The following is a 23,644-nucleotide window of genomic DNA, read 5'->3' as shown; positions in this document are numbered from 1 at the left end:
ATTAGTACGAGCAATTATTTCGAAAGACGAGCGGAAGGTGCATACTTCGCAAGACATTCGTTAACGGCGGCAATCAGCGCCTGCGGGGTGAACGGCTTGCGCAGGCAGGCGGACGCGCCGAGCTCGATCGTCATCCGCAGGAAGTCCGGCGCGCGATCGGCATTGGCGAAGGCATAGCCGGACATCGCGATGACGGGAATATCGGGGGCACGCTCGTGGAAGACGCGGATCGCCTCGAACCCGCGCATATGCGGCATGAAGACGTCGACCAGCATGACGTCGAAGGTGGCCTGCTCCAGCGCGCGCATGCCGGCTTCGCCGCCATCGGCGACGGTGACCTCGAAGCCCTGGCGTTGCAGACACACCTCGATGGCAACGCACACCATCGGGTCGTCATCAACCACGAGAACGCTCGGCACGATGCATCCTCTTTCTAACGGCCTCGCGTGCCGGCGACTCGCTTGGCCTGTTCGTCAATTAAGGCGGAACCTAGACGGAAAGTCTGTATCATAGAATGCATATGCTGTTTGCTGACAAGCAGATTTCCAGCTAGCCGTGACACATCACCTGTATTTGTCCATCCCCTTTACGACAGGTCCATGACCGCAGTTCCCATCGCCGGCCGCGCCCCGCTGTCACCGCTTGGCGTCGCATTCCTGGTGGTCGCCTCGATCGGCTGGGGACTCAACTTCCCGATCATGAAGTTCCTGCTCACGGAGTGGCCGCCGCTGTCCGCGCGCGGGCTGTGCGGCGTGGTCGGCGCGGTTGCGCTCGGGCTGGTCGCGCTGGTGCGGGGACAGACGCTGCGCGTGCCCGACGGCATGTGGTTGCGGCTTGCTTTGGTGTCGACACTGTCGATCGGCGGCTGGGTCGCGTCCATGGGCCTCGCGCTGATCTGGCTGCGGGCCAGCGAGGCGGCCGTGCTCGGGATATCGATTCCGGTGTGGGTCGCGCTGGTGGCCTGGCCGGTGCTCGGCGAGCGTGTGTCGCTGCCGCGTGCGCTTGCGCTTGCGGTGGCGCTCGCCGGGATCGCGGTGCTGATCGGCGGCGGCGGCATCGACGCAAGCCTCGGCAAGCTGCCGGGGATTCTGTTCGCGCTCGCCGGCGCGGTCTGCGTCGGGCTCGGCACGGTGCTGACCAAATCGTTCAAGCTCGCGATGCCGCCGCTGTCGCTCGCGGCCTGGCAGCTTGCGATCGGCTGCGTGCCGATCGCAATCATCGGCATCATGATCGAGCAGCCGCAGCTCGCCGCGCTGTCGCAGTTCGGCTGGGCGTCGATGATCTACATGACGCTGATCCAGTTCTGCCTTTGCTATGTCTGCTGGTTTGCGGCGCTCGAGCGATTGCCGGCGGCGACCGCGTCGATCGGCACGCTGCTGGTCCCCGTCGTCGGCGTGCTTGCGGCAGCGGCGATGCTGCGCGAGCCGCTCAGCACGAGCGACATCGCAGCGCTCGTGGTGACGTTCGCGGCCGTCGCGGTCGCCTTGCGCACATAAGACTTGCGTACATGAAAAAAGGGCGGCGCTGGCGCCGCCCTTTTGCAATCAAGAATTCAGGCCTTCATTACGGGCAGGGATGCCGCCGGCCGTCATAGCCGAGATAGGTGCCCGAGGCAGGATCGTAGGACCTGTAGCGCTGCGCGCAGTAGCTGGCGCCGCCGCCACTCGGCACCTCCACGGCAACAGACGGTTCATCGTAATAGCCGTAGCTGTCGTCATAATAGCCGGGGCCGTAGCCATAGCCGTAATACGCGCCCGAGGCGAGGGCGCCGCCGACGACCGCACCGGCCACCGCGCCGGGCCAGAACCCGCCGCCACGATGGTAACCGCCGTGCCAGCCGCCACCGCCGCGCCAACCGCCGCCGCCACCACCGGCCCAGTGACCGCCGCCACCGCCGCCGTGCCAGCCGCCGCCTCCGCCGCCGCCCATGCCACCTCCGTGGCCGCCGCCGCCAAAGCCACCACCGCCGCCACCACCACCACCAACGTGGCCACCGCCGCCGCCCATCGCGCCCATCTGTGCGGCAGACTGGGCGAACGAAACGGTCGGCGCCACAGCCAACGGCAGCGCAAGCGCCAGAGCCGCGGCGGTGCTCAGAACCTTCATATTGATCATTTTGGACTCCATCAAAACGGTGAATGTCTAACCATCTCTGTGGTCGGACGTTCCCGTGCTCCACATTGATTGTGGGTCATCTTCGCGTAGCCGGCGGCTCATGTATGGCAGCTGAACAAAACTCCTCGTGAGCGCGTCATTTGGTCGCCAAACGGGTGCATAAACCGGGAGCTGTCCGAGGGGTGCGGAGCTACCTTGGCGGCGGCTGGACATTTGGGGAATGAGGTGGCATCAGAGCCCATAGCCTCGAACCGACGACCGGCCACGCATGAAACAATTCCTGCTGAAATTCTTCACCTGGTGGAATGGCCAGACCTTTGGCACGCAGTTGTGGACCTCGCGATTCGGCGAACTGGTCGGCGAGGACGAGCAGGGCAACCGCTATTACCGCACCAAGGGCGGTGAGATCGACCCGACGCTGCATTTCGAGCGCCGCTGGGTGGTCTACAACGGCTACGCCGAAGCCTCCCGCATTCCGGCCGGCTGGCACGGCTGGTTGCATCACACGGTTGATGTGCCGCCGACCGAGGAGAGCTACCAGGCGCGCGAATGGGAGAAGCCGCATCTGCCGAACCTGACCGGCACCGCGCAGGCTTACCGCCCGTCCGGCTCGACGCTGGCGAGCGGCCGCCGCCCCAAGGCGACCGGCGACTATCACGCCTGGACGCCGGGAAGCTGACTTTCACGCATTGTTGTTCTGACGTGCACGTGCGTAACGACGCGCGTGCATCGCACACGCGCCCGGCAGCGCAAGCGCGCGCCTGTGAACAAAGGTAACAGCGGGGACAGGTGGGCTGCAGCCGATGCTGCCCGCTTGCGCCGGGCGCGGGTTCGCGGCTCAATAGGGCCATCTTACGGAGATGGGAAACCATCGCGTCGGATCGGGCTCCAGATCGCGACTGTCCCGATGTGCAGCGGCCTCCGAGTTGGATGCGGCCGGGAGATAGGCCCCCGGTACAGACGTCCTGAAATCGCCCGCAAATGTGAGGCTACCGTGAGACAGGAAGGGCCGCTCGGGAAACCGGGCGGCCTTTTTCTTGGTGTGCCGAGCATGTTCGACAGCTTGGAGGTGGAAGTCCTTTACCCAGCCTGATGGCGGCGAAGGGTTAGCGAAGCGCAAGGGCGTCATCGCGAGGTGGGGTCTGAAGGAAGCGTGGTGGAGCAAACCTGCGGCCCGATGGACAAAAACCGGATAACGAGGCCTACCCAACCGGACGAGCGAGCCAATGATCGCAAAGTCCACAGTCATCAAGGGTTGGGGTGGTAAATCCGGCGGGCGTGCAGGGAAGGCGGTCGAACTTACCTCGGGAGATCTTCGGCGTGTCCGGGCGACCGGACTGAGCGGGCCGCAAGGTCCGTGTTCGCGACGGAGAAGTCAGCAGACGGCATAGTAGGCGGAACGAGTTTCGCTGAAGGCCCGAACGCTGGAAAGACGTTTGGATGTGGAAGCCTCGAGCCGGCCATGCGGCTGAAATCCAGGTCACTGGCCTTTGGAGCGGCGGGAAAGGGTGAAGCCCGGACGGCGCCGCTCAAAGGGGCCGAAGCCGACACGACGGAGACCACTATCTGAGCCTCTGGCGCGGACGCAAAACAAACCGTTCGCGCTTAATCCGGTGAACCGCCGTATACGGACCCGTATGTACGGTGGTGTGGGAGGGGAGAGTCGCGAGACTCCCCCTATCCCGATTGTGCCGAGCATGACCGGCAGCTTGGAGGTGGAAGTCCTCTATCCAGCCTGATGACGGTGAAGGATTAGCGAAGCGCAAGGGCGTCATCGCGAGGTGGGGTCTGAAGGAAGCGTGGAGCAAAGCCGCGGCCCGATGGACAAAAACCGGATAACGAGGCCTACCCGGCCGGACGAGCGAGCACGTGATCGCGAAGTCCACGGTCATCAAGGGCCGGGGTGGTAAATCCGGCGGGCGTGCGGCGAAGGCGGTCGATCTTACCTCGGGAGATCTGCGCTGCGTCTCGGCAACGAGACTGAGGTCGTCGTAAGGCGATCTGACCGCGGTGCAGAAGTCAGCAGAGGGCATAGTAGGCGGAACGAGTTTCGCCGAAGGCCTGAACGCTGGAAGTGACGAGTAGATGCAGCGATATCGCATCGGCCATGCGACTGAATTCCGGGCAACTGGCCTCGGAACGGCGGGAAGGGGTGAAACCCTGACTGACGCTGATCAGAGGAGTCGAAGCTGGCGCGACGATTGCTGACACCCAAACTACGGCGGCAACAGAACAACTCTTGCCGCTTAATCCAGCGAACCGCCGTATACGGACCCGTATGTACGGTGGTGTGGGAGGGGAGGGGCTGCGAGGCTCCCCCCTATCCCGATTGCGGCGATCAGGTCAGGACAGCCGTGCCGCGGCACGGCCCATCAAGTCGGCGCGGCGCGCCTGCGACGGCGCGATCCGCTCTTTCATGAAAGCGAGGATCTCGGCCGGTGCGGTCTCCGGCGAGCCCGCGTTGAACGGCGGGGCCGGGTTGTATTCGAGCCTGAGCTGGATCGCTTCCGCGGTCTTGCGGTCGACGAGCTGCGACACCAGCGTCAGCGCAAAGTCGATGCCCGCCGTGACGCCGCCGCCGGTGAAGCGGTTGCGGTCGACGCAGACGCGCGTCCTGGTCGGAATGGCCCCGAAGCCCGACAGGAAATCGATCGAGCTCCAATGCGTGGTGGCGCGAAAGCCCTTGAGCAGGCCGGCCGCGCCGAGCACCAGCGATCCCGTGCAGACCGACGTGACGTATTTCGCACCCTCGGCCTGCTTGCGCAGGAAGGCCAGCATCTCCTCGTCGCCGACCATGTCGTTGGTGCCGAAGCCGCCGGGCACGCAGATCACGTCGAGCTGCGGGCAATCGGCAAAGGTCGTGGTCGGCGTCAGGACCATGACGGAATCAGTCGGAACAGGTTCGATGCGTTTCCAGATCAGATGCACCTTGGCGCCGGGGACCGAGGAGAACACCTGCAGCGGACCGGTCAGGTCGAGCTGGGTCACCTTCGGGAAGACGAGCAATCCAATCTGCAGGGGTTCGGTCATCGGGGGCTCCAAATAGCGCTTGACGGAACCACGATGTCATGATGGCCTCTCGTCCAAAATGGCGTATTTCCCTCATTTTCGGACGAAGGCTCCTGAGAGAGGGCTGCCAGGAAAGTAACGTCACCCGCGAGGATTTGGCGATGATCGGCATCCTGATCTTTCCCGACTTCCAGCTGCTCGACGCGGCCGGGCCGATCGCGGCCTTCGAGATCGCGGCGCGCTTCGCCAACAACGCGCCGGCGATCAGGACGCTTGCCGTGAAGGCAGGACCGGTGCGCTCTTCGTCCGGTGTCGAGATGCTCGCACGCGGCTTCAAGCCATCGACGGCGATCACGACGTTGATCATTGCCGGCGGCAACGGTGTGCGCACGCCGGCGACCTGTCCAGTCACGCTGTCATTCGTGCGGCGGATGGCCGGCCGCGGCATTCGCGTCGCCAGCGTCTGCTCGGGCGCCTATGTGCTGGCCGAGGCGGGCCTGCTCGACGGCCGCCGCGCCACCACGCATTGGCAGCGCACGCCGCATTTCGTGAAGACTTATCCGAAGATCAAGCTCGAGCCGGACCAGATCTTCGTGCGTGACGGCAATATCTGGAGTTCGGCTGGCATCACCGCCGGCATCGACCTCGCGCTCGCGATGATCACCGAGGACTATGGCGACGAGGTCGCGCAGAATACCGCGCGGCAACTCGTGCTGTATCATCGGCGCAGCGGCGGGCAGTCGCAGTTTTCCTCGCTGCTGGAATTGAAGACGCCGAACGGCCGGTTCGGGCCACTGCTCGCCTGGGCGCGCGAGCATCTCGATGCGCCGCTGACGGTCGAGAACCTCGCCGACAAGGCCGGGATGAGTTCGCGGCATTTCACCCGCGCCTTCATCGCGGAGACCGGCACGACGCCGTCGAAAGCGGTCGAGCGGCTCAGGATCGAAGTCGCGCGGCAGCGCGTGCAGTCGTCGGGCGAGGCGATCGAGCGCGTCGCCGAGATCACCGGCTTCCGCGATCCTGAGCGGATGCGCCGCGCCTTCATCCGCGCCTTCGGCCAGCCGCCGCAATCACTGCGGCGTGCGGCGCGGGCCGGGTAGGCGCGTTTGGGACAAGCTCGTTGTCCGATTTCACGCGATCCATGTCGTCTTTGCAGTGATGAACCTGACGAGGGTTCCCGTGACCCACGTTAAGTGGGCATTGGGGACCCGAGGAGGTTCTAATGACAAAGCATCGAACGATTACCGGGTTCGTGGCTGTCGCCCTGCTGGCTGTCACCGCGACCGCCGCGACCATCAAGTCGCACGCGCCCCGGACCGACGGCATTGCCGTCGCCGGCACGGACACAATCCCGGCCAAGGATTTCAGCGATCGCTGGTCCGCGATATCCGATTTGCCTCCGGCAACGGACATGACCGGGCGTGCAACTGACGCACGTTAAGGGCATGGACGGAGGTCCGGCCGGTTCGAGGACGCAGCCCGTGCAGAGATCACTCGTCTCGCAACAAAAAATGCCCCGCCGAAGCGGGGCAAGATGTTGAACGACTTAGTCTTGAGCGACTTGGTCTTGAATAGAACTAACGGTTCCGCCGCGCCGGAATAGCGCAGTCATTCACCAATACAGGATCAGCCCACGATCGCAGAGATCCACGGATGCTCTGATCGCGAACCGTGCTTCAACCGAAAGATCACTGGCCCAATGTATCGGTTGCGATCTTCTTCTTGAGTGCTTCGCAGGTATCCCTGACCTCCGCGGTCATCAGCGAGACGGCTTCGATCTGCAGGAAGAAGCGCTTGCCCTGATCGCGGTAACCGGCAGCGAACTCCTTGATCTCCGCGATCATGTCATGAACGCCTGCGACCATGACCTCGCAGTTCTTGGCGGCCAGTTGCAGTTCCGATCCAAGGGCCTCGATCTCTTTCACCGCCGCTTCATATTCGCGCACGACCGCCTCGGCCGACAGCTTGCCCACCTCGTTGACGCCGTTGCGATGCTCGACATAGTCCGGCATCGGCGAGAGGGGCCGGATGTTGCTGCGTGGTCGATGCGAAGTCACCGTGTTGATTTCGTCCTCCATCTGCTCCGACGGAGCGCGGGCGAGGACTTCTGCACTAACACTCATGCGAACTCTCCATAACTTGTTACGGCGAATGGAGTTTAGCAATGTCAACGGAATTGTCTCGATTTTCCACAGTTTTGAGGTAAGCGCAATTGTGCATTGCAGCATTGTGTTGCGTCAATGTGGCGCGTCGGGATGCCAGCCAAGCAGTGCGAGCATCACAAAGAAGCCGACGACATAGGCCGCCATGATCGGCCAGCCTTGGGTGATCCAGCGGACCACCGATTTGGCTTCCGGGTACATGTTGGACACTGCAACGCCCGCCGACGAGCCGAACCAGACCATCGACCCGCCAAATCCGACCGCGTAGGCGAGAAAGCCCCAGTCATAGCCGCCTTGCTTCAGCGCCAGCGCGGTCAGGGGAATATTGTCGAACACCGCCGAGACGAAGCCGAGCCCGAGCGCGGTCTGCCACGATGCGGCAGGCAATTTCTCCACCGGCATCATCGAGGCCGCCGTCACCAGCGCGAGCAGGAAGACGGTGCCCTTCAGCGTCTCGGGCATCACCGACCAATCCGGTCGGCGCAGCACCGAGGTGACCAGGATCGCGGCCCAGACCGCGAGCCCGAGCACGGGCAGCGCATCGAGCAGCGCGGGGAACTTCAGATTGGCCGTCACATTGGCCGTCAGCGCGGCGAGCAGGATCACGGCGACGATCGCAACCCGCGCCCAGTCGATTCTGAGGCCGGACGGTGCATCCTTCACGATCGGCGAAAAGCGGTGCTGTTGCAGCGAGGCCGGCACTGCAAACACCAGCATCGCGACGATGGCTGCGACATAGGCCTCCACGACCGTGAGCGGGCTGATGCCGTCGATCCACATCATCGTTGTCGTGGTGTCGCCGACGACGCTGCCGGCGCCGCCGGCATTCGATGCGGCGACGATGGCCGCGAGATAGCCGATATGGACGCGGCCACGGAACACGTGGCGGGCCACGGTGCCGCCGATCAGCGCGGCCGCGATATTGTCGAGGAAGCCCGACAGCACGAACACGATGACCAGCAGGATCAGTCCGCCCTTCCAGTCATCGGGCAGCAGCGCCGGCATCTCGTCGGGAATGCGGCTCTCCTCGAAATGGCGCGACAGCAGCGCAAAGCCCATCAGGAGCAGGAACAGGTTGGCGAGCGTGACCCACTCATGCTCGATGTGATGCGCGAGACCGGGCAGGCCGGCGCCGAATTTCGCAAAGCCCGCGAACAGCAGCTTGTAGGCGATGATCGCGGCAAGGCCCGTCAGCGCCACCGCGAGCGTGTGGTGATGGAAGATCGCGACGCCGAGCAGCGTCAGCGCGAACAGGATGAAATCGAGCGGGATACCGTAGACGAGGAGTGGCGTGAGCAAGACGATCTCGATGGCTGGAGTGCCCGGCGGCGTGAAGCGCTGAAGGCGGCACTATCGCGCGGCGTGGGGAACTTCAAGGCGCACTAACGCCGCAAGAGGTTCGCGATGCGCTCGCGAGCCCCGATCGGGAACGACGCCAGCCACGTCGCCGCGGGTCCGATTGCTCAGCCCAGCGTCTTCAGCCAGGCGCTGATCTCGGTCACCGCGATATTGGCCTGATAGAGCAGCTTGCCCATGGTGAAGAAGCCGTGGAACTGGCCGGGGAAATGCCGATAGGTCACCGGCACGCCGGCGTCCTTGAGGAATTTCGCATACTCGTCGCCTTCGTCGCGGAGCGGATCGGCGCCGGCGGTCAGCACATAGGCCGGCGGCAAGCCGGCAAAGTCCTTCGCGCGCGCCGGCGAGGCACGCCAGTCGTTGTTGTCGGCGTCACCGAGATAATGGTTGGCGAACCAGCCGATCACCGAATGCGTCAGCAGGATGCTGGTCTCGGGCTCGCGATGCGAGGGATGCTTCCGCGAGAAATCGGTCGCGGGATAGATCAGCAGCTGGGCCGCGAGCTTCGGCCCGCCGTCGCGGGCGGTCAGGGCAACCACCGCCGCGAGGTTGCCGCCGGCGCTGTCGCCGCCGACGATCAGGCGCGCGGCGTCGATGCCGAGATCCCTGGCATTGGCGGCGACCCATCGGGTCGCGGTGACGGCGTCATCGACCGCGGCAGGGAAACGATGCTCGGGCGCGAGACGGTAATCGATCGAGATCACGATCAGCTCGCTCTCATGGGCAAGCTTCTGGCAAACCACCTCATGGGTATCGAGATCGCCGATCACCCAGCCGCCGCCGTGGAAGAACACCAGGCAGGGCGCGAGCCCGTCTTTCTTGCGCAGCGTGTACGGCGTGTAGATGCGGGCAGGGATCGTGCCGTGCGGCGCCGGGATCGCGAGCGGCTTGCTCGATTCCAGCGCGGGCGGCTCGGGATTGGAGACGACGCGGGCGGCTCGGTAATAGTCGCGCGCTTCCGGCGCGGTCAGCGTCTCATAGGCGGGACGGCCGGCCTCCTGGAACGCCTTGTAGACGGCAGCGGCATCGGGATCGAGAGCGACGGGCATTGGGAGGACCTTCTTTTGGTGATGTCGTTCCGGGGCGATGCGAAGCATCGAACCCGGAATCTCGAGATTCCGGGTCTGGTGCTTGCGCACCATCCCGGAATGACGGTCGTGTCAGGCGGCGGTGCGGCCGCCGTCGACGGTGTAGGCGGAGCCGGAGACGTAGCTCGCCTCGTCGGAGGCAAGGAAAGCGACAATGGAGGCGACCTCGCTTGCGAGGCCGAGCCGGCGCGCCGGGATGCGGTCGACGATCTTCTCGATCGGCGGCGGCGCGTTGCCGCCGGAGCGGCCCTGCAGGATCGTGCTCAGCATCCGGCTCTCGATCATGCCGGGGCAGACGCAATTGACCCGCACGCCGGTGCCGGTGCATTCCCAAGCCGCGCTCTTGGTCAGCCCGATTACCGCGTGCTTGCTCGCGCTGTAGACCGCGATCATCGGCGATCCCACAAGGCCGGCGATCGAGGCGGTGTTGATGATGCTGCCCTTGTTCTGCTTCAGCATCACAGGCAGCACATGCTTCATGCCGAGGAAGACGCCGACCACATTGACGTCGAGCACCCGGCGAAAGCTCTCCAGCGAATATTCGGGGATCGGCCTGATGTCGCCCTCGACGCCGGCGTTGTTGTAGAAGGCATCGATGGTGCCGAAGCGGTCGACGGCGGCGCGGACATAGTCCTTGACCTCGTTCTCGTCGGTGACGTCGGCTTCGATTGCGAGGGCCTCGGCCGAGGCCGGCAGGTCCTTGATGGCGGCTTTGAGATCGGCGCCCTTGCGGTCGACTGCGACAATCCGCGCACCCCGTTCGGCGAGCAGCTGGAGCGAGGCGGTTCCGATGACGCCGGCAGCCCCGGTGACGACGGCGACCCGGCCGTCGAGCCTGATGCGATCGGGCATGGAGGGTTTCCTCTGGCTGGTCCGGTTCGATCCGGATTTTCCCGGTTTTCACGCGCGGCGGCGTGGCTTCAGCGTGAGGACTATCACACGTGTTCCCAGGAGTACCAGAGGCTGCCCAGTGGACCGGGGAGAGGTGGCCGGGTGCCCTTTCCCCGCCGTATTCGGCGTGTTAACCGGTGGCCTGCGAGCGGCCGATATCAAGGTAGACTGTCGCGAGCCCGATTCGCCCTTTAAAGCCGCGCGAGATGCTTCGAACCGTTGCCCTGACTGGCTTTGCGGCCCTGGTTGCCGCCTCAACCATCTCGCTTGCGCCGCCCGCGCGCGCGCAGATCGGAACGATTTTCTCCGATCCCGCGCCGCGTCCGCCCGGCTCGATCCCGCGTGGTCAGCCGGCTCCTCCCAGCGACGACGACGAGGAAGTGCCGGAATTGCCGCGCGGCCGTCTGCTGCCGACACAGCCGCGGGCGCTGCCGCCAGGCCAGGCGGTGCCGCCGCCCGGCAGCGTGCAGTCGCAGCCGCTGGCGCCGCCGCCGGGCTCGACGGTGGCTCCGCAGGGCACCCAGCCCGGTGTCGCTGTGCAGCCGCCGCAACCCGGCGGGCCCGCCGTCGCCAATACGCCGCCCGGCGCCAACCCGCTGCCGCCGGGGCAGCGTCCCAAGGGCACGCCCCCAGGCACCCCGCCGCAGACGCCTGCCACGTTGCAGCCGGGCGACGAGGTCGTGCAGGAGCCGCCGTCGACCAAGATCACCAACAAGAAGGCGAGCTTCTCCGGTCTCGACAAGATCACCGGGCGCATCATCAATTTCGACGAGGATATCGGCGAGACCGTGCAGTTCGGCGCGCTGCGGGTGAAGACCGATGCCTGTTACACGAGGCCGTCGACGGAAGCCGCCAACACCGATGCCTTTGTCGAGGTCGACGAGATCACGCTGCAGGGCGAGGTGAAGCGGATCTTCTCGGGCTGGATGTTCGCGGCGAGTCCCGGCCTGCACGGCGTCGAGCATCCGATCTACGACATCTGGCTGACCGACTGCAAAGGGCCGGACCAGACCATCGTGACCGCCGCGCCCGATCCGCCGAAGGCGCCGACGCCTCCGCCGCCGCCGGCCCAGAAGCGCGCGCCGCCGAAGCAGGCCGCACCGCGTCCGCCGCCACAGCCGCAATACCAGCAGCAGCCGCCACCTCCCCCGCCCCAACAACAGCAGCGGCCGGGCGGGTTGTTCGGCGGATTGTTTGGGAACTAGCAAGCACGGCCCGGATGGAGCGCAGCGAAATCCGGGTTTCTCTCCGCGGAGAGACTTGTCCCGGATTGCGCTTCGCTTCATCCGGGCTACGCGATCAACCGTTCAATTGCGCTCGGCGATGATTGCCAGCGCGTCGGCACCTTTGACCGGCTGGGTGGCGTCGAGCCTGCGGAAATCCGCCGGCGCGCCCGTGATCGCCTTGTCGAGCAGCGTGCGATAGCGGCGCCGCGAGATCTCGATCGCGCCGAACGTCCTCAGGTGCTCCGTCACATATTGCGTGTCGAGCAGTTCGAACCCGCCCGCGATCAGCCGCGCCACCAGATGCACCAGCGCGACCTTCGATGCATCGCGCGTGGTGTGAAACATGCTTTCGCCGAAGAAGGCGCGGCCGAGGCTGACGCCGTAGAGCCCGCCGACCAGATTGTCGTCCTGCCAGACCTCGACGCTGTGGCAATGGCCCGACGCGTACAGCCCGACATAGAGATCGCGGATGCGCCTGTTGATCCAGGTGTCGTCGCGGCCGGGCTGCGGCGCCGCGCAACCGGCGATCACGGCCTTGAACGCGGTATCGACGGTGACCGTGAAGGCATCGGAGCGCACGGTGCGCGCCAGGCGGGAGGCGACACGGAAGCCGTCGAACGGAATCACGCCGCGCAATTCCGGCTCGACCCAGAACAGGGTTGGATCGTCGGCGCTCTCCGCCATCGGGAAGATGCCGCAGGCATAGGCGCGCAGCAGCACCTCGGGCGTGATCTCGGAGGAGGCGGAGTCGCGTGACGTCATACCGCCAAGGATAGCAAAGCGCGGGCGGTCTTGCGATGGGGGCTGCCACCGGGACGCTACGTGTTGACGAAACGCGCTGGTTCCTCCACAAGCCGCGCCGTTCCGCAGCAGTTTCCCGAGACGGACTGCGCGGTCGTGCTAGATTGCAACAAAAAGATGGCGGCGCTGCCGGGACACGGCGGCTTGCGCGCCCGACAATCGACACAGGTGAGGGGGACGCTGCATGAAATGGTCATGGCGGACGTTTGCGCCGTTGCTGGTTTGGCTTGTGATCTATCTGGTCCCGGTGCCTTCGGGGCTGAACGCCAATCAGTGGCACTATTTCGCGGTGTTCGCCGCCGTGATCACCGGGCTGATCCTTGAATCGATGCCGGTCGGCGCGGTCGGTCTGATCGGCCTGACGGTCGCCGGCATCGGCGGCTATGTCGAGCACGACCCGAACAAATCGCTGCGCTGGATGCTCGGCGGCTTTTCCGAGAGCACGGTGTGGCTGATCGTCGGCGCCTTCGTGTTCTCGATCGGCTATCGCAAGAGCGGGCTCGGCCGCCGGCTGGCGCTGCTCTTGGTGCGCGGCCTCGGCCGCCGCACCATCGGGCTCGGCTATGCGGTGGCGTTTTCCGATCTCGTGCTGGCGCCGGCGACGCCGTCCAACACCGCGCGCTCCGGCGGCACCATCTATCCGATCGTCAGCAACATCCCGCGCATCTACGGCTCCGAGCCCGGCCCGACCGCGGGCAAGATCGGCACCTTCGTGATGTGGACCGCGTTCGCGACCACGGCCGTCACCAGCTCGCTGTTCCTGACCGCGCTGGCGCCGAACGCCGCCGCGCTCTCGATCGCCAAGAAGCTCGTCAACATCGAGGTTGGTTGGTCGCAATGGTTCATCGGGTTCGCGCCGCTCGGCATCCTCTTGCTGCTGCTGGTGCCGCTGCTCAGCTATCTGGTCTGCCGGCCCGAGATCAAGGAGAGCCCCGAGATCGTGACCTGGAGCGAGGGCGAGCTCGCCAAGATGGGGCCGCCGTCGCGGCACGAATGGATCATGGCGGTGCTGGTGGTGCTCGCGATGTTCCTGTGGATCTGCGGCTCCAATCCCAACATCAGCGTGCCGCTGCTCGGCTCGAATTTCATCAACGCGACCACGGTCGTGTTCGTCGTGATCTCGCTGATGCTGCTGACCGGCGTGATCGCGTTCGAGGACATCGTCGCGGAGAAGAGTGCGTGGGAGGTATTTTTCTATTTCACCTCGCTGCTCACGCTGTCGTCCGGCCTCAACGAGATCGGCTTCATCAAATGGGTCGCCGAGGGCTATGCCAAGCCGCTTTCCGGCACGTCGCCGCTGGTCGGGATGATCCTGCTCGTCACCTTCTTCTTCTGGATCCACTATTTCTTCTCGAGCATCACCTCGCATACCGCCGCGGTGCTGCCGGTGGTGCTCGCCGTCGGCTCCAGCATTCCCGGCCTGTCGGTGCAGACCTTGATGCTGCTCTGCGTCTATTCGCTGGGCCTGATGGGCGTGATTTCGCCCTATGCCACGGGACCGGCGCCGATGTATTACGGCAGCGGCTATATCGGCAAAGGCGACTTCTGGAAATTCGGGCTGATCTTCGGCCTGATCTACTTTGCCGGATTGTTGCTGATCGTGTTGCCCTGGTTACAAATGATCGGGTAAAATAGCCACAATCCAGCGAGAAACAGCGGCCGACCGGGAAGAGCCGCTATCCTTACAATTCTTAACGCGCTTTGTCCGGCAGAAGCCTTCAAAATGCTTCGTCGGATGTGGCGCGCGCGGAGTTCAGGGGACACATAGAGCCGCGCGAGCTCATTCGTGTTTCTTCGTGGGCAGGTTATGGACCAGCAGATCAAAGACCCGTCGATTGTGGCGCCCGAGCGAACCAGGCGAGGATCGCGTTGGCGGGGGTTTCTGACGGGATGTCTCGTATTGGCGGTGCTTGCCGGCATCGTCTGGTGGACGCGGCAGCAGGCCGCGCCGCCGCAGGCCGGTGGCGGGCGCAACGCCGGGCCGATGTCGATCGTACCGGAGACGATCGGCAAGGGCGATATCGGCGTCAGCCTGAATGCGCTCGGCACCGTGACGTCGCTCGCGACCGTGACGATCAGGAGCCAGATCAGCGGCTATCTGATGAAGATCGATTTCAAGGAGGGCGATGAGGTCAAGAAGGGCGACCTGATCGCCGAGATCGATTCGCGCCCCTACGAGGCGACGCTGGCGCAGGCCAAGGGCCAGCTCGCCCGCGACGAGGCGCAGCTGAAGGGCGCCCAGGTCGATCTCACCCGCTACCAGAACCTCGCCGCGCAGAACGCCGTGCCGCATCAGACGCTCGATACCCAGGTCGCGCTGGTCGCGCAGTACCAGGGCACGGTGGAGGCCGATCGCGCCTCGGTGAAGTCGGCCGAGGTGAATTTGCAATATTGTCACATCGTGTCGCCGATCAACGGGCGCGTCGGACTGCGCCAGGTCGATCTCGGCAACTATGTGACGCCCGGCGATACCAACGGCCTCGTCGTGATCACGCAGCTCGAGCCGATCAGCGTGCTGTTCACGCTGCCGGAGGACAATCTGCAGGCGGTCTCGAAGCGGTTGAGGGAGGGCGCGGTGCTGCCGACGGCGGCCTATGACCGCAGCGGCGCCAACAAGCTCGCCGAGGGATCGTTGCAGACCTTCGACAGCCAGATCGATGCGACCACCGGCACCATCAAGCTGCGGGCGCAGTTCGAGAACGACAAGCGCACGCTGTTTCCGAACCAGTTCGTCAACGTCCGCCTGCTGCTCGATACCCACAAGGATGCGACGACGATGTCGACCGCCGGCATCCAGCGCGGTGTCCCCGGCACCTTCGTCTATCTCGTCAACGCCGACAGCACGGTCTCGGTTCGGCCGGTCAAGCTCGGCGTCACCGACGGCGACCGGGTCGAGGTGCTGTCCGGGCTCGTGGCCGGCGATCGCATCGTGATCGACGGCGCCGACAAGCTGCGCGAGGGTGCGAAGGTGGTGGTGCGCTCCCCCGCCGATGCCGCGAACCCTGCCGCTGCGGCCAAGGGGGCGGCGAACGGGGCCGCGAAGGGAGACGGCAAGGGAGATAGTAAGGACGGCGCTGATCCCGGAGGCGGCCACCACAAGCGGTCCGAGGACGGGCAGAAGAAATGAACCCGTCGCGGCCATTCATCCTGCGGCCGGTGGCGACGACCCTGATGATGATCGCCATCATGCTGTCGGGCATGCTGGCATTCAGATTTCTCCCGGTCGCGGCACTGCCGGAGGTCGACTACCCGACCATCCAGGTGCAGACCTTCTATCCGGGCGCGAGCCCCGACGTGATGACCTCGTCGGTGACGGCGCCGCTCGAGGTGCAGTTCGGCCAGATGCCGAATCTGACCCAGATGAGCTCGGTGAGCTCGGCGGGCTCGTCCGTGATCACGCTGCAATTCGGCCTGTCGATCTCGCTCGACGTCGCCGAGCAGGAGGTGCAGGCCGCGATCAATGCCGCGGGCAATCTGTTGCCGTCGGACCTGCCGGCGCCGCCGATCTACGCCAAGGTCAATCCGGCCGATGCGCCGATCCTGACCCTCGGCCTGACCTCGAAGACCATGCCGCTGACCCAGGTACAGGATTTCGTCGACACGCGGCTGGCGCAGAAGATCTCGCAGCTGCCGGGCGTCGGCCTCGTCAGCATCAGCGGCGGCCAGCGGCCCGCGGTGCGCATCCAGGCTGATATCCGCAAGCTCGCGGCCTATGGCCTCAACATCGACGATCTCCGCACCACGCTCGGCAACGCCAACGTCAACACGCCGAAGGGCAACTTCGACGGCGCGATGCGCGCCTACACCATCAATGCCAACGACCAGATCCGCAATGCCAGCGACTACCGCTCGCTGATCATCGCCTACAAGAACGGCTCGCCGGTCCGCCTCAGCGATGTCGGCAACGTCGTCGACGGCGCGCAGAACGACAAGCTCGGCGCCTGGATGAACGAGACGCCGGCGATCATCCTCAACATCCAGCGCCAACCCGGCGCCAACGTCATCTCGGTGGTGCAGGGCATCAAGGACCTGCTGCCGCAGCTGCAGGCCACGCTGCCGGCCGCGATCGACCTCAATATCCTGACCGACCGCACCGTCACGATCCGGGCCTCGGTGCGCGACGTCGAATACGAGCTGTCGCTCGCCGTGATTCTGGTCGTGCTTGTGATCTTCGTGTTCCTGCGCTCGACCCGCGCCACGCTGATCCCGAGCCTGTCGGTGCCGCTCTCGCTGGTCGGCACGCTGGGCGCGATGTATCTGTTCGGCTTCAGCCTGAACAATCTGTCGCTGATGGCGCTGACGATCGCGACCGGCTTCGTGGTCGACGACGCCATCGTCGTGATCGAGAACATCTCGCGCTACATCGAGGAGGGCGAGTCGCCGCTCGAGGCGTCGCTGCGAGGGTCGGAGCAGATCGGCTTCACCATCATCTCGCTGACGGTATCGCTGATCGCGGTCCTGATCCCGCTGCTGTTCATGGGCGACGTCGTCGGCCGCCTGTTCCGCGAATTCGCCATCACGCTGTCGGTCACGATCCTGATCTCGGCCGTGGTGTCGCTGACCCTGGTGCCGATGGCCTGCGCCAAGCTACTGAAGCCGGAGGCCATGGCGCGGGAAAACACCTTCCAGCGGCTCAGCCGCGAAGGCTTCGATGCCGTCATTGCGATCTACGCCCGCATGCTCAATTGGGTGCTGGATCGCCAGACCTTCGTGCTGCTGATCGCGCTCGCCACCTTTGGTCTGACGGCGCTGCTCTACGTCGTTATCCCCAAGGGCTTCTTTCCGGTGCAGGACACCGGCGTGATCCAGGCGATCTCCGAGGCGCCGCAATCGGTGTCCTATGCGGCGATGGCCGAGCGGCAGCAGCGGCTCGCCAGCGCGATCCTGAAGGATCCGGACGTGCAGAGCCTGTCGTCGTTCATCGGCGTCGACGGCACCAACACCACGCTGAACAGCGGCCGCATCCTGATCAATCTGAAGCCGCATGAGCAGCGCAAGGCCAATGTCTCGACGATCATGGACCGGATCAAGGCGAGCACGGCGGCGCTGACCGGCATCACGCTCTACATGCAGCCGGTCCAGGACCTCACCATCGAAGGCACGGTGAGCCGGACGCAGTACCAGTTCATCCTGCAGGATGCCGATCCGAACGAGCTTGCGGAATGGACGCCGAAGCTGGTCGACAAGCTCCGGGAATTGCCCCAGCTCAGCGATGTCACGAGCGATATTTCGGCGCAGGGGCTTTCGGTGTTCGTCGACATCGACCGCGACCAGGCGGCGCGATTCGGCATCACGCCGGCGACGATCGACAACGCACTGTACGATTCCTACGGCCAGCGCATCGTCTCGACCGTCTTCACCAATTCGAACCAGTACCGCGTGATCCTCGAGGCCGATCCGTCGCTGCAGACTTCGCTGGACTCTCTGTCGTCGATCTACCTGCCGTCATCGGTGGGCTCGACGCCGGTGCCGCTGTCGGTGATGGCCAAGATGCGGGTGGAGACCGCGCCGCTGCAGATCTCGCATCTCGGCCAGTTCCCGTCGGCGACCGTCTCGTTCAACCTGGCGCCCGGCGCCTCGCTCGGCGGGGCGGTAACGGCGATCAAGCAGGCGCAGGCCGACATTAACCAGCCGCTCGGCATGATCACGAGCTTCCAGGGCGCGGCGCTGGCGTTCCAGTCCTCGCTGTCCAACCAGCTGTTCCTGATCCTCGCCGCGATCATCACGGTCTATATCGTGCTCGGCGTGCTCTATGAGAGCTTCATCCATCCTTTAACCATCCTCTCGACGCTGCCCTCGGCCGGGATCGGCGCGCTGCTGGCGCTGATGATGGCCGGACAGGATCTCACGATCATCGCGATCATCGGCATCATCCTCCTGATCGGCATCGTGAAGAAGAACGCGATCATGATGATCGACTTCGCGCTCGATGCCGAGCGCAACGAGGGCAAGCCGCCGCGGGAGGCGATCTATCAGGCCTGCCTGCTGCGGTTCCGGCCGATCATCATGACGACGATGGCAGCTGTGCTCGGCGCGCTGCCGCTGATGCTCGGCAGCGGCGCGGGGTCCGAGCTGCGGAATCCGCTCGGCATTTCGATCGTCGGCGGCCTCCTGGTGAGCCAGCTGCTGACCCTGTTCACGACACCGGTGATCTACCTCTGGTTCGATCGCCTCGCGCTGCGGTTTGCCGGGCGGGCGGACGAGATCGGCGAGGCGAGCGGGTCGCGTTGAGCCATGGATCCGTCAACGCCCTTCATCCGTAGGCCGGTGGCAACGACGCTGTTGACGTTCGGGCTTGCGGCGGCCGGCATTGTCGCGTTCTTCAAGCTGCCGGTGTCGCCGCTGCCGCAGGTGGATTTCCCGACCATCTCGGTGCAGGCGACGCTGCCCGGCGCCAGCCCGCAGGATGTCGCGACCACGGTCGCAAGTCCGCTCGAGCGACATCTCGGCCAGATCGCCGACGTCACCGAGATGACGTCGTCGAGCTCGGTGGGCGCGACCCGCATCACGCTGCAGTTCGGGCTGAACCGCGACATCAACGGCGCGGCGCGCGACGTGCAGGCCGCGATCAATGCGGCGCGGGCCGACCTGCCGACCAGCCTGCGCAGCAATCCGACCTACCGCAAGGTCAACCCGGCCGACGCGCCGATCCTGATCCTGACGCTGACGTCGGATACGCTGACGCGCGGCGATCTCTACGACGCCGCCTCCACGGTGCTGGCGCAGAAGCTGTCGCAGGTCGAGGGCATCGGCGAGGTCGTGGTCGGCGGCAGCTCGCTGCCGGCCGTGCGCGTCGATCTGATCCCGCAGGCGCTCTACAAATACGGCATCGGTCTGGAAGACGTCCGCGCGGCGCTGTCGAGCGCCAACGCCCACAGCCCGAAGGGCGGCATCGACGTCGGCGACCAGCGCTACCAGGTCTACGCCAACGACCAGGCCAACAAGGCTGGCGACTACAAGTCGCTGATCGTGGCCTACCGCAATGGCGCGCCGGTTCATCTCTCCGACGTCGGCGAGGTGGCCGACGGCGTCGAGAATTTGCGCAATGCCGGTCTCGCGAACGGCAAGCCGGCGGTGCTGATCATCCTCTACCGGCAGCCGAACGCCAACATCATCAGTACCGTCGACCTCGTGAAGGGGGTGATGCCGCAGCTGCAGGCGTCAGTCTCGCCGGCGATCGATATAGGCTTTGCGGTCGACCGTTCGACCACCATCCGCACCTCGCTCCGGGACGTCGAACGAACCCTGGTTCTGGCGGTGCTGTTGGTCATCATCGTGGTGTTCGCCTTCCTGCGCAATGCGCGGGCCACCTTCATTCCGGTGGTGGCGGCCTCGGTGTCGCTGGTTGCGACCTTCGGGACGATGTACCTGTTCGGCTACAGCCTCGACAACCTCTCCCTGATGGCGCTGACGGTCGCGACCGGCTTCGTGGTCGACGACGCCATAGTGGTGCTGGAGAACGTCACCCGCTACATCGAGCAGGGGCTGAGCCCGCTCGAGGCGGCGCTGAAGGGCGCCAACGAGGTCGGCTTCACCGTGCTGTCGATGAGCATCTCGCTGATCGCGGTGTTCATCCCGATCCTGCTGATGGCCGGCATCGTCGGGCGGCTGTTCCGCGAGTTCGCGATGGTGATCTCGATCTCGATCCTGATCTCGCTCGCGGTCTCGCTGGCGACCACGCCGATGATGTGCGCCGTGCTGCTCAAGCCCGACGCCGGCAACCATGGCCGGCTCTATTGGGCGAGCGAGCGCTTCTTCGAGGCGATGCTAAATTTCTACCGCAGAACGCTGACCGCGGCGTTGGCGCATCCGCTGTCGGTGATGCTGATCCTGGCGGCGGTGTTCGGCCTCAACTTCTATCTCTACGACGTGATCCCGAAGGGCTTCTTCCCGCAGCAGGACACCGGCCGGCTGGTCGGCTCGATCCAGGCTGACCAGAGCGTGTCGTTCCAGCTGATGCAGCAGAAGCTCGCGCGGTTCGTCGGCATCATCAAGCGCGATCCGGCGGTTGAGACGGCGGTCGGCTTCACCGGCGGCGGGCAGACCAATTCCGGCTTCGTGTTCGTCTCGCTTCGTCCGCTTGATGAGCGCAAGATCGGCGCCGACGGCGTGATCGCGCGGCTGCGCCGCGAGATGTCGGTGGTGCCGGGCGCGAGCCTGTTCCTGCAGGCGGTGCAGGACATCCGGGTCGGGGGCAGGGCCTCGAACGCGCAGTATCAGTACACGCTGCAGGGATCGACGCTGGAGGAGCTCAATGAATGGACGCCGAAGATCGCGGCGGCCCTGCAGCGCGATCCTGATCTCGCCGACGTCAACAGCGACCAGCAGAACAAGGGCCTGGAATCCGATCTCGTGATCGACCGCGACGCCGCGGCCCGGCTCGGCATCACGGTGAGCCAGATCGACAACACCCTCTACGACGCCTTCGGCCAGCGGCAGGTGTCGACGATCTATGTCGCGCGCAACCAGTATCACGTCATCATGGAGGTCGCGCCGCGCTACTGGCAGAACCCGGAGACGCTGAAGGACGTCTATATCAGCACGTCCGGCGGATCGGTCGGCGGCTCGCAATCGACCAACGCGGTGGCAGGCACGGTCGTCGCCCCAGGCAACTCCAGCGCGGCCAGTGCAGCCAACGCCCAGGCCGCGCGCAACCAGGCCACCAACTCGATCGGTTCGACCGGGAAGGGCGTTGCCTCGACCGGATCGGCCGTCTCCACCAGCAGCGAGACCATGATCCCGCTGTCGGAAGTTGCAGCATTCAAGCAGGGCGCGACGCCGCTTGCGGTCAATCACCAGGGTCTGTTGGTCGCCAACACCATCTCGTTCAACCTGCCGCCGAACGTGTCGCTGAGCACGGCGGTCGGCAGCATCGAGGCGACCATGAACCGGATTGGGGTCCCGGCCACGATCCGCGGCACCTTCCAGGGTACCGCCAAGGCGTTCCAGGACTCGCTGAGCAACCAGCCGTTCCTGATCCTGGCCGCGCTGGTGGCGATCTACATCGTGCTGGGCGTGCTCTACGAGAGCTACATCCATCCGCTGACCATCTTGTCCACATTGCCCTCGGCGGGTGTGGGCGCCTTGCTGGCGCTGATGGCATTCAAGACCGAGTTCAGTATCATGGCGCTGATCGGCGTCATCCTGCTGATCGGCATTGTGAAGAAGAACGCCATCATGATGATCGACTTTGCGCTGGAGGCGGAACGCAGGCGCGGGCTGGAGCCGCTCGAGGCGATCCGGGAGGCCTGCCTGCTGCGCTTCCGCCCCATCATGATGACGACGATGGCCGCGCTGCTCGGGGCGGTGCCGCTGGCGATCGGCATGGGCGACGGCGGCGAGCTGCGGCAGCCGCTCGGCATCGCCATCGTCGGTGGCCTGATCCTGAGCCAGGTCCTCACGCTCTACACGACGCCGGTTATCTACCTCTATCTCGACCGGTTCCGCCTGTGGGCCCAGCGCGCGCGCCGTGGCGGCGCGATGCGGACGCCGGGCTCCTCACTTCAACCGGGCGAGTAAATGCCGACAGGTACAGCGTTGCGAAATCTTCAGTTGATGCGCAAGCCGATCCGGTTTCTGCGCGTGGCGGCGTTCGGCGGCCTCAGCCTCGGTCTGTCCGGCTGTATTCCCGGGGCGGAGAAGCCGGAGCTCAGCCTCGAAGTGCCGGCGAGCTACAAGACTGCGGCCAAAGGCGATGCCGACGCGGCTGTTCCGGCGCTCGCCTGGTGGCGCGGCTTCCGCTCGCCCGAGCTGACCGGGCTGATGGAGTCCGCGCAGCTCTACAATCTCGACATCGCGGTGGCGATCGCCCAGATCGTGCAGGCCGACGCCCAGGTCGGCGTGTCCGGCGCCGCGCTGCTGCCGTCCATCTCCGGATCGGCGAATGCCGAGCGTCAGCGCGTGGCAACGGGATCCAGTTCGTCGTTCGGCACCAGCGGCACCTTCTCGCAGTACAGCCTGGGGCTGAGCGCAAGCTACATCGTCGATTTCTGGGGCAAGAACCGCGCGACGCTGTCGGCCTCCGAGGAGAGCGCGACCGTCGCGCGCTACAATCGCGAGGTGGTCGCGCTGACCACGATGGCGACGGTCGCCAACACCTATTTCCAGCTGCTGGCGGCGCAGGACCAGATCAAGGTCACCCGCCGCAACCTCGCGGCGGCCGAGCGCATCCTTGCGCTGATCAAGTCGCAATTTGCGGGCGGCACCGCTTCGCAGCTGGATCTGTCGCAGCAGGAGGCGCTGGTCGCCACGCAGCGCGCGGCGATCCCGCCGCTCGAGGTAACGGTCGGGCAGAACACCGCGGCGCTCGCCGTGCTGGTGGCGCGCGCGCCGGCCGATTTCAAGGTGCGCGGCGGGTCCACCACGCAGATCGCGGTGCCGCGCGTCACGCCGGGACTGCCGTCGGAATTGCTCTACCAGCGGCCTGACGTCCGCGAGGCCGAGGCGCAGCTGGCGTCGTCCAATTTCAGCGTCGACGCGGCGCGCGCGGCATTCTTTCCGCAGATCCAGCTGACCGGCACTACCGGCTTCCAGAGCGCGGCGCTCGCCGCGCTGTTCGCTCCCGGCGCCTGGTACTACACGCTCGCCGCCGGGCTGACCCAGCCGCTGTTCGACGGCTTCCTGCTGGAGAGCCAGCTCAAGCTCGCCAAGGGGCAGCAGCTGCAAAACCTGCAGGCCTATCGCAAGGCGGTGCTGTCGGCCTTCGCCGATGTCGAGAAGGCGCTGATCGCGTTGCAGAAGTACACATTGCAGGAGCGCCTGCAGTCCGACGTCGTCGCCGCCTCGCGCAAGGCGTTCGAGGTCGCCGAGACGCAGCTGCGCGGCGGCACGGTCAACCTGATCACGGTGCTGCAGGCGCAGCAGACGCTGTTCACCGCCGAGAACAATCTGGTCACGGTCAGGCTCAACAAGCTGCTCGCGGCGAGCAGCCTGTTCCAGGCGCTCGGCGGCGGCTGGACGCCCGCCGGTACGCTGGCGGCGGCAGTGCCATGAGGTC

At 65.5% G+C, this 23,644-nt stretch carries 18 protein-coding genes; 10 read left to right on the top strand and 8 right to left on the bottom strand.

Features of this window, described 5'->3' with window-relative positions; all coding sequences use genetic code 11:
* Positions 1 to 14: 14 nt before the first annotated feature.
* Entirely contained in the window at positions 15 to 419 is a 405-nt protein-coding gene (locus J2R80_RS30205) for a response regulator (RefSeq protein ID WP_026192708.1), read from the bottom strand.
* A 180-nt stretch (positions 420 to 599) separates the two neighbouring features.
* On the opposite strand from J2R80_RS30205, the gene J2R80_RS30200 reads away from it, so the two are divergent.
* Positions 600 to 1,496: a DMT family transporter gene (locus J2R80_RS30200; protein ID WP_076832182.1), complete on the top strand. Its 897-nt coding sequence runs from the start codon at positions 600 to 602 to the stop codon at positions 1,494 to 1,496.
* A gap of 67 nt (positions 1,497 to 1,563) precedes the next feature.
* On the opposite strand, the gene J2R80_RS30195 is transcribed toward J2R80_RS30200, so the two are convergent.
* Positions 1,564 to 2,115 carry a BA14K family protein gene (locus tag J2R80_RS30195; protein ID WP_253639895.1) on the bottom strand — a complete coding sequence of 184 codons (552 nt, stop codon included), beginning with the start codon at positions 2,113 to 2,115 and terminating at the stop codon, positions 1,564 to 1,566.
* Between the two features lie 268 nt (positions 2,116 to 2,383).
* Here J2R80_RS30195 and J2R80_RS30190 point away from each other — a divergent pair, with 268 nt between their 5' ends.
* Positions 2,384 to 2,794, top strand: coding sequence for an NADH:ubiquinone oxidoreductase subunit NDUFA12 (locus J2R80_RS30190; RefSeq protein ID WP_057019975.1), 411 nt, complete (start codon positions 2,384 to 2,386; stop codon positions 2,792 to 2,794).
* A gap of 1,664 nt (positions 2,795 to 4,458) precedes the next feature.
* Here the strand turns inward: J2R80_RS30190 and J2R80_RS30185 are convergent.
* On the bottom strand, positions 4,459 to 5,145 hold the full coding sequence (locus J2R80_RS30185) for a DJ-1/PfpI family protein (protein ID WP_253639894.1): 687 nt from the start codon (positions 5,143 to 5,145) through the stop codon (positions 4,459 to 4,461).
* 140 nt (positions 5,146 to 5,285) lie between these two features.
* On the opposite strand from J2R80_RS30185, the gene J2R80_RS30180 reads away from it, so the two are divergent.
* Together J2R80_RS30180 and J2R80_RS30175 are read left to right on the top strand one after the other, a co-directional pair.
* Positions 5,286 to 6,224, top strand: a complete 939-nt coding sequence (locus J2R80_RS30180; RefSeq protein ID WP_253639893.1) for a GlxA family transcriptional regulator — start codon at positions 5,286 to 5,288, stop codon at positions 6,222 to 6,224.
* Between the two features lie 122 nt (positions 6,225 to 6,346).
* Entirely contained in the window at positions 6,347 to 6,565 is a 219-nt protein-coding gene (locus J2R80_RS30175; protein ID WP_253639892.1) for a hypothetical protein, read from the top strand.
* 247 nt (positions 6,566 to 6,812) lie between these two features.
* On the opposite strand, the gene J2R80_RS30170 is transcribed toward J2R80_RS30175, so the two are convergent.
* The 4 genes from J2R80_RS30170 to J2R80_RS30155 form a co-directional block, all read right to left on the bottom strand.
* Positions 6,813 to 7,247: a hypothetical protein gene (locus J2R80_RS30170; RefSeq protein ID WP_229193149.1), complete on the bottom strand. Its 435-nt coding sequence runs from the start codon at positions 7,245 to 7,247 to the stop codon at positions 6,813 to 6,815.
* A 114-nt stretch (positions 7,248 to 7,361) separates the two neighbouring features.
* The gene (locus J2R80_RS30165) at positions 7,362 to 8,585 is read right to left on the bottom strand and encodes an SLC13 family permease (protein WP_253639891.1); all 1,224 of its coding nucleotides are present in this window, start codon (positions 8,583 to 8,585) and stop codon (positions 7,362 to 7,364) included.
* A gap of 164 nt (positions 8,586 to 8,749) precedes the next feature.
* A complete protein-coding gene (locus J2R80_RS30160) occupies positions 8,750 to 9,691 on the bottom strand; it encodes an alpha/beta hydrolase (protein WP_253639890.1) in 942 nt (313 codons plus the stop codon).
* A gap of 111 nt (positions 9,692 to 9,802) precedes the next feature.
* Entirely contained in the window at positions 9,803 to 10,582 is a 780-nt protein-coding gene (locus J2R80_RS30155) for an SDR family NAD(P)-dependent oxidoreductase (RefSeq protein ID WP_253608832.1), read from the bottom strand.
* A 245-nt stretch (positions 10,583 to 10,827) separates the two neighbouring features.
* On the opposite strand from J2R80_RS30155, the gene J2R80_RS30150 reads away from it, so the two are divergent.
* On the top strand, positions 10,828 to 11,826 hold the full coding sequence (locus tag J2R80_RS30150) for a DUF2155 domain-containing protein (RefSeq protein WP_253608831.1): 999 nt from the start codon (positions 10,828 to 10,830) through the stop codon (positions 11,824 to 11,826).
* 102 nt (positions 11,827 to 11,928) lie between these two features.
* Here J2R80_RS30150 and aat read toward each other — a convergent pair whose 3' ends face one another.
* Complete coding sequence (gene aat, locus J2R80_RS30145; RefSeq protein ID WP_057019982.1) at positions 11,929 to 12,609, bottom strand: leucyl/phenylalanyl-tRNA--protein transferase; 681 nt, start codon at positions 12,607 to 12,609, stop codon at positions 11,929 to 11,931.
* Positions 12,610 to 12,832: 223 nt separating this feature from the next.
* Between aat and J2R80_RS30140 the strand changes: the two genes are divergently transcribed.
* The 5 genes from J2R80_RS30140 to J2R80_RS30120 all read left to right on the top strand — a co-directional run bounded on the left by J2R80_RS30140 (position 12,833) and on the right by J2R80_RS30120 (position 23,640).
* On the top strand, positions 12,833 to 14,278 hold the full coding sequence (locus tag J2R80_RS30140) for a DASS family sodium-coupled anion symporter (RefSeq protein ID WP_018271403.1): 1,446 nt from the start codon (positions 12,833 to 12,835) through the stop codon (positions 14,276 to 14,278).
* A gap of 177 nt (positions 14,279 to 14,455) precedes the next feature.
* Positions 14,456 to 15,775, top strand: a complete 1,320-nt coding sequence (locus tag J2R80_RS30135; RefSeq protein ID WP_375162613.1) for an MdtA/MuxA family multidrug efflux RND transporter periplasmic adaptor subunit — start codon at positions 14,456 to 14,458, stop codon at positions 15,773 to 15,775.
* Positions 15,772 to 18,879 carry an MdtB/MuxB family multidrug efflux RND transporter permease subunit gene (locus J2R80_RS30130; RefSeq protein WP_057019984.1) on the top strand — a complete coding sequence of 1,036 codons (3,108 nt, stop codon included), beginning with the start codon at positions 15,772 to 15,774 and terminating at the stop codon, positions 18,877 to 18,879. Before J2R80_RS30135 ends, J2R80_RS30130 begins: the two co-directional genes overlap by 4 nt.
* Positions 18,880 to 18,882: 3 nt before the next feature.
* Entirely contained in the window at positions 18,883 to 22,167 is a 3,285-nt protein-coding gene (locus J2R80_RS30125; RefSeq protein WP_253639889.1) for an efflux RND transporter permease subunit, read from the top strand.
* Positions 22,168 to 23,640 carry an efflux transporter outer membrane subunit gene (locus J2R80_RS30120; protein WP_076832244.1) on the top strand — a complete coding sequence of 491 codons (1,473 nt, stop codon included), beginning with the start codon at positions 22,168 to 22,170 and terminating at the stop codon, positions 23,638 to 23,640.
* The last annotated feature ends 4 nt before the right edge of the window (positions 23,641 to 23,644 follow it).

Origin of the sequence: Bradyrhizobium sp. USDA 4541, from assembly GCF_024171085.1 — a bacterium.
GTDB lineage: Bacteria > Pseudomonadota > Alphaproteobacteria > Rhizobiales > Xanthobacteraceae > Bradyrhizobium > Bradyrhizobium australafricanum.
This window is presented reverse-complemented; position numbering and strand designations above follow the sequence as displayed.